General features: G+C 68.0%; 8 protein-coding genes, 1 pseudogene and 1 riboswitch. Of the genes and pseudogenes, 5 read left to right on the plus strand and 4 right to left on the minus strand.

What is annotated here, in order from left to right:
• Positions 1-49: 49 nt before the first annotated feature.
• Positions 50-304: riboswitch (cobalamin riboswitch) on the minus strand.
• A 500-nt stretch (positions 305-804) separates the two neighbouring features.
• Positions 805-1296: a hypothetical protein gene (locus tag F573_RS0112400; protein ID WP_019022844.1), complete on the plus strand. Its 492-nt coding sequence runs from the start codon at positions 805-807 to the stop codon at positions 1294-1296.
• A gap of 135 nt (positions 1297-1431) precedes the next feature.
• Entirely contained in the window at positions 1432-1935 is a 504-nt protein-coding gene (locus F573_RS0112405) for a heme-binding protein (protein ID WP_026300914.1), read from the plus strand.
• Between the two features lie 42 nt (positions 1936-1977).
• Here F573_RS0112405 and F573_RS0112410 read toward each other — a convergent pair whose 3' ends face one another.
• On the minus strand, positions 1978-2316 hold the full coding sequence (locus tag F573_RS0112410; protein ID WP_018871012.1) for a DUF3634 family protein: 339 nt from the start codon (positions 2314-2316) through the stop codon (positions 1978-1980).
• Positions 2316-2735, minus strand: a complete 420-nt coding sequence (locus F573_RS0112415; protein WP_018871011.1) for a universal stress protein — start codon at positions 2733-2735, stop codon at positions 2316-2318. The genes F573_RS0112410 and F573_RS0112415 overlap by 1 nt, the downstream gene beginning before the upstream one ends.
• 129 nt (positions 2736-2864) lie before the next feature.
• On the opposite strand from F573_RS0112415, the gene F573_RS0112420 reads away from it, so the two are divergent.
• Positions 2865-5030: a hypothetical protein gene (locus F573_RS0112420; RefSeq protein ID WP_019022846.1), complete on the plus strand. Its 2166-nt coding sequence runs from the start codon at positions 2865-2867 to the stop codon at positions 5028-5030.
• Between the two features lie 433 nt (positions 5031-5463).
• Here the strand turns inward: F573_RS0112420 and F573_RS14275 are convergent.
• A pseudogene (locus tag F573_RS14275) lies at positions 5464-6492 on the minus strand (esterase/lipase family protein); the annotation flags it as partial.
• 135 nt (positions 6493-6627) lie between these two features.
• Here F573_RS14275 and F573_RS0112430 point away from each other — a divergent pair.
• The gene (locus F573_RS0112430) at positions 6628-8742 is read left to right on the plus strand and encodes a diguanylate cyclase (RefSeq protein WP_231384418.1); all 2115 of its coding nucleotides are present in this window, start codon (positions 6628-6630) and stop codon (positions 8740-8742) included.
• Between the two features lie 86 nt (positions 8743-8828).
• On the opposite strand, the gene F573_RS0112435 is transcribed toward F573_RS0112430, so the two are convergent.
• Positions 8829-9482, minus strand: a complete 654-nt coding sequence (locus F573_RS0112435; RefSeq protein ID WP_019022849.1) for a rhodanese-like domain-containing protein — start codon at positions 9480-9482, stop codon at positions 8829-8831.
• 175 nt (positions 9483-9657) lie between these two features.
• On the opposite strand from F573_RS0112435, the gene F573_RS15510 reads away from it, so the two are divergent.
• Positions 9658-10889 (plus strand): FimV/HubP family polar landmark protein (locus F573_RS15510; protein ID WP_038033375.1); only part of this gene is annotated, 1232 nt, incomplete at its 3' end.

Below are 10889 nucleotides of genomic sequence, written 5' to 3' on the forward strand. Positions count from 1 at the left end.
GAACCGATGCGCAGCGATGCCGATCCGCCCGGTGATACCGCTCCCCGCGGTTCTCCGTTGTCCTCCGGGCCGGTCTCCGGGCTCGCGGGCTGGAGCCGTTGGCTCCGGGGCAGACCACCTTCCCGCGAAGCACGCCCTGAACGGACGCGTTCTTCGCAGTGGTTCGCATGGGTCTGCCGTGACCCGCCTACCGTTGCGGGGGCAGCGCCGGACTTGTGCGCAGGTCGAGGCCGGGCACGCACCGGACTTCCCGTTTCACTCGTCGTCGGGATGGCGACGAAGCACCCGGGGGAGACGGAATATTAGTGAGGACTAATGTGTTGTGTCAAACCAACAGTGTCCGGTTGACCCACGGTCGCGGCCGCGGTCAGTGCTTGGCATGTGGTTTGCACTGGGATCCATTCGGGTGGATTAAAAAAAGGGCCGCCGGGTCGGTCCGGGGGGCACCGAGAGCCGACGGCAAAATCCAGAAGAGATGGAGGAGAGAAGGGGCCAGGTGGCCCCTGCATGGCGAACCGACGCTGAGCTGCCGTCGACTCGACAATGGGAATTATACACGGCCGCAAATTGGAATCAATCCATGTTCGAAAATTTTTTGGAGATGATTTTCCCCTTTTGACAGTGACTTGCGAGCGTTCGGATGTCACAGGTGGCATTTTCATTTATTAGTGACTGCCAATATTCGCAGTTTGAGTGGTCAGCTGATCGGCGGCATCGGCATGTGGCCGCGTCATGGCGGGAAATACGAGTTGGCAGGGAGATTGCTTCTTCCGGGCAGGATCATCAGCAAGAGGCCGACAGACCATGACGATGCACCTGAGAATGATCGATTGCGGCGGTCACCTGGACGCCGAAGCCCGCAAGCAGCACGAGCGTGAGCAGGTGGTCTTTCAGCGCCTGCTGGAGTCCCACGACGCAATCCGGAGGGAGCTGGAGTTCATCGAGGGTGGTACCCGGACGGTGACGACGGCAACGGATCCGGAACTCGCCGTGCTGCTGCGGGTGCACGTGCCGGAACTGCATCGGCGGCTGCGCGAGAGCGCACACTTGCGTGACCGTGATCCGCTGTATCGCACCCTTTTCGAGCAGCGCGGGCGCATCGAAGTGCACGTGGAAGAGCGCCCGGACGGCGTGGTGGTGGACGAGGTCAGCGAGGACCCGGGTCTGGCGCACAAGCTGCGCGAGCACGCCACGCAGGTGAACACCTTCGTGCTGGCGGCGCGCGAGCTCGCTCGCCAGTACCCGCCGGTGATGGCCGATGATGCGGTGTCCGAGCGGGTCGGCCGGGTGGCCTGATGGCGGTCGGCCGCGCCGGTTGCGGAAACCGTTGAGCCGGACCGGAACGTGGCGGGCGTCCCGAAACGGAGCTTGCCAAATCCCCGTACGGGGCCTACAAGAATGGGTGGAGTCCACACAACCGTGGAGGTTGATATGTCCCCATCCATGCGTTCAGCACTGTTGGCCGGCGGCCTGATGACTCTGGCCGCCGCGCCCGTTCATGCCGATTCGGCCACGTTCAACACCCCCAGCCTGACACCCGAAATCGCGACCAAGGCCGTCGAGGCCGCGGTGGATGCCTGTCGTGATCGCAACGCACAGGTAACCGCAGCGGTGGTCGACCGCTTCGGGACCACTCAGGCTCTCAAGCGGGATCGGTTCGCCGGTCCGCACACCGTCGGCACTGCACAGAGCAAGGCCTGGACGGCGGTCAGCTTCCGTACCGATACGCTGGAGCTGCGCGATGATGCCTTCCCGGGCGAGGTCAGCTACGGCATCCAGCACCTGCCCAACGTCACCATCCTCGGCGGCGGCGCTCAGGTCACCTCCGACGGGCGCATCGTCGCGGGCATCGGGGTGTCGGGCAGTCCCAGCGGCGATGTCGACCACCAGTGCGCCATGGATGCGATCGACGCCATCCAGGACGATCTGCTCTGACGGTGCATCACCCGGCCCTGCCCGTTCCGGGGAGGGCCGGTTTCAGCGGCGCTTCTTGCGCCCGCGCCGGCGGCGGCCGACCTTGACCCGCTCCGCCGCCGCCTGCAGATGCGCACGGGCCTCTTCCGGCACCCGGTGCGAACAGCGCACGCGAACGCCGTCGCGGCCACGCACCGCGGTGATCCTGCCGCCCTGCAGCCCGTGGCGGCTGACCACCTCGCGCACCGCGTGCAGGAAATTGCGCGGCGGATCCCCGCGGGTGGTGTGCACGCTGCCGTCTTCTTCGATCACCACGCTGAAGAGGATGCTCACCTGCCATACCAGCAGAACGGCGGCGATGATCAGAAAGCCGATCATCAGCACAAAGGCGATAAACATCATCAGCGCAGCACGAAGACCGAAACCGGGAGGCGCCGGGCGAGCTCACCCGCATTCGAACTGATCAGATGCAATCGGTCGGCCACGCCCGGGATGTGCGAGGCCATCACCACCAGGTTGGCATCCAGTTCCTTCTGCGCCTGAGCCAGCTTGTCATCCAGCTCCACCGCCACGTCGTTGCTGTGCATCAGCTTCGAATCGGTGCGAATGCCGTATTTCTCGCCCTGTTCGCGGGCGAAGTCCGCCAGATGCCTTTCCATTTCCTCCGGGGTCCGGGCGGCACGGTTGGCCAGGCTCCCCGAAACCGTCACGTAGTACACCGTGGCGTCGTACTCCCGTGCCATCCTGGCCGCGATTTCGAGGCTGTTCTGCAGCTTGTCGGTGTGTTCGAGATCCACCGGGATCATGATTCGTTCAAACATGGTTGTTTCCTTAACGGTTCGGTCGGCCCGCCCGACCTTCCAGCCGTATAGCAGATTCCGGCGGGGCGGGGCAGTCGGCTGACGGCCACGGTGATATGGTTTCACAGTTTTCGTCCCGGAGGATATGCGTTGGCAGCGGAAACAGGGGGCGGGGAAGACCCGTACAAGGTCCGGCTGACCCCGGCGTTCTCCGTACTGGTGGGGGGGCACCGCGGGCAGCGGCTGGAGCGCAACTGGCTGTCGCACGGAGATACCGAAGCCCGCCGGGCCAGTCTGCAGGCCACCCTGGAGCGGGTGCTGCGGCGGCTGTACGGCGCGGCCGCGGAACGTTTCGCCAGTACCGATGCGGTGTACGCGGACGTATCGCCGGTGATGCGGCTGATCACCGGGCGTGCCACCGGGACCAACGAGCTGGCGCGGTCCGCGGCCGCGCGCCTGGATGTGGACCTGCATCTGATGTCCACCAGCCCCGAGACGGCCGGCGAGCCGGGAGCGCATGCCCGCCGTGGCGTGGTGCTGGGGGCCGAGCCCGTTCATGGTGCGGAGGACCCGCCCGAGTCGGTGCACCGCCTGCGGGATGACCTGGCGCTGACGTTTTCGGACATGCTGGTGGCCGTGTGGGACGGTCAGGAACCCCACGAGGTCACCAGCGGCGCGGGGCAGATGATCCGTGACGCGGTGATGCGCCGACAGGGCGTCCTGCTGCTGTATCTGGACCCGGAGCAGGACACCCCGCAGCTGATGATGCTGACGGCGGCGCGGGTGACCGACGCGGCGCTGACCCGCCTGGACGTGATGGAAGTGACCCCGGCGGCGCTGCTGTCGCTGTTCGACCCGGTAGCGCTCGACTCCCGCCGGATCGACGAGTGGCTGGAACGCATCCTGTGTCCGTTCACCCCGGCCCTCGACGAGACCACCACCGAGAATCGCCTGATCCGGCGGATCGATGACCAGGTGGGGGTGGGGCACTACGTGGTCTGGTGGGGGCTGTGGCTGCTGGGCCTGGTGGGGCTGGCCCGACGTCGCCGGCGTCCGCCGGGGTTATGGAACTGGGTGACCGGCAGCTGGATGTGGCTGCACGCGATGCTGGAGCCCCCGGCGCGCAGCCAGCCCTCGCGTGTGGTGGAACTGCTGCAGACCGATGCCCGTGACGAAGTGCGCCGCCACTGGGTGGTGAACCGTCTGCATGCGGCATCCTCCGCGCTGGCCATGCTCGACCTCCGCGGGGCACTGCGCGCCCTGCGCCCGGCGCCGTCCCGCGGCAACCGCTACAACGCGGTGCGTCCGAGTCCCGAGCGCGAGGCCGAGCACCCGATCCGCGAACCGGCGTTCGAGCACTTCTTCAACTGGTCCGACGAGCAGGCGGGCATCTTTGCCACGCGCCACCAGGACGACACCTGGATGATCTACTACGCGGCGGCGATGGCGGTGTTCGCCGCGGTGGCCGGGGCTCTGCAGGTGTGGCCGGCGACGCCCGGCGAGGTGCCTTATTTCTGGATCGCGGTGGAGTTCGTGCTGCTGCATTTCATCGTGCGGCGCGTGCTGAAGGCCCGCTACCGCGATCACCACGGACACTGGATCCGCTTTCGCTTCCTCGCCGAGCAGCTGCGTTATCTGCGTCTGGGGTATCCGTTACTGGTGCTCCCGAGGACGTTTTCCGCACCGTACTGGCGGCCGGAGAACCGCCGCCCCGAAGGTCGCCCCATGGAACTGCATTCGGAGCTGGAGAGCGCCGAACTGTGGGTGCTGCAGCGCCTGCTGGTGGCCGAGGGCATGCCGCAGGACCGCCGTGGCCGCGTGCCCTACCGGATGAGCGAGCACAACGAGGCGGCACTGGATTACATCCACGACGTGCTGGACGAGCACCGCGAGTATTACCGGCGCTCGGCCCACAACCTGGAGATGAACCACAAGTACCTGCACCGGCTTGCGTTCACGCTGTTCTTCGCGACCTTCCTGGTGGTCACGCTGCACTTCTTTTTCCACTTTCCGTGGAGCCTGTTCTTTACCGCGTTCTTCCCCGCCTGGGGTGCGGCGATCCACGGCATCCTCGCGCAGAACGAGGTCGTGCGCATGTCGGCGATGTCCGGCCAGGTGTGGCGCCAGCTTCGTACCCTCGAGGAGGCCTTCGCCCTGCACAAGCAGGTGCAGGAGGACTACGCCGTGGAGCAGACCCGCTGGATGCGCACCGAGGAACTGCGCGAGCTGGTGGGCGCGGCGACGCACATCCTGTCCGACGCCAACCGCTACTGGCGTTCCCTCCTGCGCCACAACCAGGCGGACCTGCCGGGCTAGGTTCGTTCTATCAATAGGTGGCGTCGAGGATGGTGTAGCCCTCGGCGCGCCAGCGCAGCATGGCGATCGGGGCCTGTTCCACCGGCCGTATGAAGTCCGGCAGGTCCTCCGGGGCCAGGTCCAGGCGGCGCAGGCTCGCGGCATCGGCCTTCAGCCGTACGCCGTCCTGCGCGGCCAGCCGCGCCAGGCGGTCGCGCACGTGGCCGGCCGCGGTGGCGTCTTCCAGCGGGAGGTGGTCGTCGCGCGTGACCAGCAGGGCGGTGGCCGCATCGCGAAAGCTCAGGATCATGTCCGCGCGCACGTCCTGCGCACGCACGGACTCCAGAGTCTTCTCGATAATGCTGATGCGCGCGATCAGGTGCTCCGGGCGCTCGTTGGTGATGTCCCAGACCATGCGGGCCTCGTCCAGGCCCGTCAGCGCGCGGGCATCATCCGGTTCTCCGCGCCACTGCTCCAGGATCTCCAGCACGGGCTCGATCGCCGGCGGGGTGTCCGTCAGTGGTGTGGGTACCAGCAGGCCGCGGTGCGAGCCTTCCACGACCAGCGGTTCCGGGTGCCCCTCCAGGGCCAGGGAGTCGACCGGGACCACGCCGTCGCCCAGGCCTTCGCCGGTCTGGTCCAGCCAGTCGGCGATGCGGCGCGGCAGCTCGGGGGCGTCCAGCTGTTCCCCCATCTGCTGCAGGCCGCGTTCCATTTCGGGCGTGGGTTCGGCCAGCACGCCGCCGATGATGCGTACCGGAATGTCGTCGGGCCACGGGCGGGCGTTGAGCTCGGCCAGGAACCGGCTGTCCGGTCGCAGGTCGATCTTGGCCGCGCCGGTTCCGTCGCGCAGTCCGGCGAACAGCGAGAACCGCTCCTCGCGGATATCGGCGAACCATTCGCGCAGCTCCAGCCACATGCGCAGCCGGGCCCATTCCGAGCCGTGGTTGGGCGTGGCGATCAGGATCACGCCGTCCACCGGCGGCCCCCCGATGCGCGGCTCGCCGTCGTCCGGGTGCCGCCAGCGGGTGATGAAATCGCGGATCACCAGACCACCCATGGAATGGCCGATCAGGATGACCGGATGATCGGCGTCCAGGTCTTCCCAGTGTTCTGCCAGCAGGTCGGTGCTGCGGTCGATCGCCTGATCGTTGGGGTAACGGAATTCGACGGGATTGAAACTGGCGGTGTCCATGGCGGTGGCCAGTTCGTCCCAGATGTTGCCGGGCTCGTCCAGTCCGTGCAGCAGGATGGCATCCGGAGCCGCGGAGTCCGGGTAGCGTTGCGAGCGCGGGACCCAACCGAGCAGTTCGTCGGGCAGTTCCATGGCCTCGGGGAACCACTCCTCCAGGCGGTCGTGGACCTCCACGCGCAGTTCCCGCTCCTGCTCGGGCTGAAATTCGCCCCAGAGCGTCCAGACCCCCAGAGCGAACAGGGGCAGGGCGATCAGCATCAGCAGGGTCAGCCGCAGACGACGCTTCATGGATGTCTCCTGCAAACCGGGGGCCCGGTTCTTTTCATGGTAGTGGTCACCTCATAACGTGCGGGCGTTTTCCGTGTCTATACTGGGATCCGCGTGCCGCCATGCACGCCGAACGCCAGCCGGGAATGGAATACCGTGAACGATACAGAAGGACAGCCCGTACTCCCCGCGACCTTCGCCGGGTCTTCGTCCGTGCCGGTGGGCGAGATCGCCCAGCGCGATCTGGTGCGCTGTGCCCCGGATGAGAGCGTCGCCGAGGCGGCGCGGCGCATGCACCGGGCGCGCTGCAGCTCGGTGGTGGTCGTGGGCGAGGATGACCGCCCGCAGGGCATCTGGACCGAGCGCGACGCCCTGCGCCTGGATCCCGCGCGGATGGAAGAACGCGACCGCCCCATGGCCTCGGTGATGACCTCGCCGGTGCGCAGCATCCCCGGCTCGGTGTCGGCGACCGAGGCCCACGGCATCATGACCGAGGCGGGCATTCGCCACCTGCTGGTGATCGATGACGACGGCCGGCCTTTCGGCATCATCTCGCAGACCGATCTGGCGCTCAGCCACGGGGCCGAGGCCTACCTGCGTTTGCGCGAAGTGGGCACGGCACTGGGGGGCCGTCCGCTGCGGCTGGAGGCCGAACAGCCGTTGTCCGATGCGACCCGCGCGATGTCGCGGGCCGGGGTGGCGGCGGCGGTGGTGTCCTGGGTCGACGGCGGGCCGCCGGGCATCCTGACCGAGCGCGACGTGGTCCGTCAGCTGACGCGCGCGGCGGCGGATCCGTCGGTGGCGGAGGTCGCCAGTCGGCCGCTGCTGACGGTGGATACCGAGGAAAGCCTGTTCCGTGCGCGCCAGATGATGCTGGAGCACGGCATCCGCCGCCTGGGGATCACCGATCCGGAGTCCGGCGAGGTGCTCGGACTGGTGGGATTCGCCGAGCTGCTGGCGTCCACCCAGTCGCGGCTGCTGGAGGAGCTGGGCGAGGCCCTGCGTCAGGCCCGCGATGAGCTGCGCCTGGCGCGGCGTCAGGAACGCCGCTTCGAGGAAGTGCGCAAACGCGCGCCGGTGGGGCTGCTGATCCTCGACTCGACGGGCGTCATCCAAGATGCCAACCCCATGGTCGGCCGCCTGCTGGGACGCGATCCGCTGGCCCTGATCGGCTGCCCGCTGGCCGACTATCTTCCCGGGCAGCCGGCGCTGTACCGCGCCCTGGATGAACTGCAGGCCGGCAACGACGAGGAGCTGCGCCTGGAGCTGCGGCTGGAACATCCGACGCGGAAAGATCGCGAACAGTGGGTGGAGGTCGCGGCGTCGGTCTTCCGCGAGGCGGGGGATACGCCGCACATGGTCAGCATGGTCCTGGCCGACATCAGCGACCGCGCCGAGCGCCGCGCGCTGGAGGCCGAGCAGCGGCTGCTGGCCACCGCCTTCCACACCACCCATGCGCTGCTGATCTGCGACCCGGACGGGCGCATCGAGCGGGTCAACCCGGCCTTCACCGAGACCACCGGTTATGCCCCGGAGGAGGTCATCGGGGCGACTCCGGCGATCCTCTCGTCCGGGCGGCACGACGCCGAGTTCTACCGCGAGATGTGGACCCGCCTGCAGGCCGAGGGCCGCTGGCAGGGCGAGGTATGGAACCGGCGGCGCAACGGCGAGGTGTATCCGCAGTGGGAGTCCATCACCGCGGTGTACAACGACGCGGGCGAGCTGGAGCACTACGTGGCGGTGTTCCATGAGATTACCGAACAGAAACGCCTGGAGGCGGAGCTGGAGCGCTTCGCCACCCACGATCGCCTGACCGAGATCTACAATCGGGCCAAGCTGCACGCGCTGCTGGAGCAGGCTCATGCCGAGCGGGAGCGCTACGAAACGGCGTTCTCCCTGATCATGTTCGACGTCGACCATTTCAAATCGGTCAACGACACCTGGGGGCATCTGGCCGGGGACAGCGTGCTGCGCGAGCTGGCTGACCGGGTGCGCACGGTACTGCGTTCCACCGATCACTTCGCGCGCTGGGGCGGGGAAGAGTTCCTGGTGCTGGCGACGCATACCGACGCCGAGGGTGCCTGGACCCTGGCCGAACGCATCCGTCGGGTGGTCGAGGACAAGCCGTTCGAAACCGTGGGCGGGGTAACGGTCAGTCTCGGGGTGGCTGGTGCGGAGCGGGGCGAGAGCCTGCGGCGGCTCGAGGAGCGCGCCGATCAGGCGCTTTATCGCGCCAAGCGGGGCGGGCGCAATCGGGGGTGTACGGCCTGAGGCCCGGCCTCCCACCGGCCGGATGTAACCGTGGGAGGCCAGCCTCTGGCCGAATCGGCGCGAAAATCGGCCGGAGGGCCGGCCTCCTACCGGCCTTCGACGGTGGTCAGGCCCAAGGTGTGCCACATCTGCATGCCGCCGCGGTACCACTTGATCTTGTGGCCCGGGTACCCGAGGTTGGTCAGCGTGCGGATGTTGGTGGGCGACTGGCCGCACCACGGGCCGTTGCAGAACAGCACCAGGGTCTTCGCGTTGGAGAAGTCCAGCAGGTCCCAGTGATCCATCACGCTGAACTGGTCGAGCATGATGTCGCGTACGTCCGCGGGCTCGGCGTCGCCGTCGATGTTCAGCTCCTGCCACGGGATGTTGATGGCCCCGGGGATGGTGCCGCGGGCGTAGGAGTCGGGGCCGCGCGAATCGATGATCAGCAGGTCGTCGCGCTCGCCAAGCTGGCCGAGATACTCGAGGAACTCCGCCTCGCCGAGGGTTTCCACGCCGCGGCCCAGCTCCATGGGCTGGACGCAGAACGGCGGGCAGGGGCGCGAGGTCTTCGCGAATTCGTTGTCCAGCCGGTTCTCGGTGTCCTGGATGCGCTGGATGGTGACGGTCTCGTCACCGTGCGGGACCTCCAGCGACTGCAGGTCCGGGGTGATGCCGACTTCCAGCGCCGAAGCAGGCCCGGCAAGGCCCAGGGTGAACAGGCCGGCCAGGGCCAGTCCGGGGGCAAAACGTTTCTGCATCTTCTCCTCCTGCATGTTTTTGTTCGCAAGCCGGGATTGTGAGTCAAACGGGGTCGGCTTGCACCCTGCCGGCGGGGGGATCCCTTCAGCACGGCTTGCACGGGCCGTTACCCTCCTCGAGGCCACGCTTCGTGGTCAGTGGATTTCGACAGAGGGTTCAGGTTTGGATCGACGGGTGGAACACAGCCGCAATGGCTCCGGACTGGCGGGCACCGTGCGCGGCCTGACCCTGGCGCTCGGCCTGGCCGCCGCGGGCGTGACGCCGGTGCTGGCCGAATCGCCCGACCGGCCGACGCACGAGGTTCAGCGCGGCGACACCCTGTACAGCATCGTGCAGACCTTTGATCTGCCCCCGGGCGTGTCGGTCAACGAAGCCATGCTTGCCTTCCTCGAGGCCAATCCCGAGGCCTTCGCCGAACAGAACGTGAATACGCTGCGGGCCGGGACGGTACTGGAGCTGCCGCCGGAGTCGGCATTCGCCCGGCGTGATCGGGACAGTGCCCGTGCCGAGGTCCTGCGCCACATCGAGAACTGGGACCCCGGCGCCGTGCGCGTGGAGGACCGCTTCGAAGCGGTGGACGAGGGCCGCGAAGGCATGTCGCGTGCCGCGATCGAAGAACGTCTGGCGTCGCGCGATGCCGAGATCGACGAACTGCGCGAGGCCGTGGAAGAGCTGCGGTTCCTGCTGGAGTCGGAGCGTCTGGATGCGGGGACCGACGCCGCGGCCGAAGAACTGCGCCAGCAGATGGAACAGGACCTGGACACCCTGCGCACCGAGCGTGATCAGCTGCGCGACCGCCTGGTCGAAGTCGAGGAACGCCTGGTCGAGGTGGAAAGCCGGCCGGGCCCGGACGAGGTGCCGCTGACCGAACAGCTGACCCGTCCGCCGGTGCTGGTTGCACTGGGGTCCATGGCGCTGGGTCTGGGTCTGTTCCTGGTGGCCGGCATCATGCTGGGGCGCCGTCAGACCGGGGGCGGGGGCAAGTCCGCTTCCGGCGGCAAAAAGGGAAGCGCGCAGGCGAAGTCGGGCAAGGGCCGGTCGCCCCGCGGGGACGAAGCCGAACCGCAAATTCCGGCTGAAGAAGGCTCCGGCGCCGCGGCCGCCGCGGCCGCCGGAGCCGCCGGCGGCGCCGCAGCTGCAGCGGGTGTGGCTGCGGGCGCCGAGCCCGAGCCCGAGCCCGAGCCCGAACCCGAGCCCGAACCCGAACCCGAACCCGAACCCGAACCCGAGCCCGAACCCGAGCCCGAACCCGAGCCCGAACCCGAACCCGAACCCGAACCCGAACCCGAACCCGAACCCGAGCCTGAACCCGAACCCGAGCCCGAGCCTGAACCTGAGCCCGAGCCCGAGCCCGAGCCGGAGCCCGAGCCCGAGCCCGAGCCCGAGCCCGAACCCGAACCCGAGCC

This window comes from Thioalkalivibrio sp. ALE23, from assembly GCF_000378545.1.
Lineage (GTDB): Bacteria > Pseudomonadota > Gammaproteobacteria > Ectothiorhodospirales > Ectothiorhodospiraceae > Thioalkalivibrio.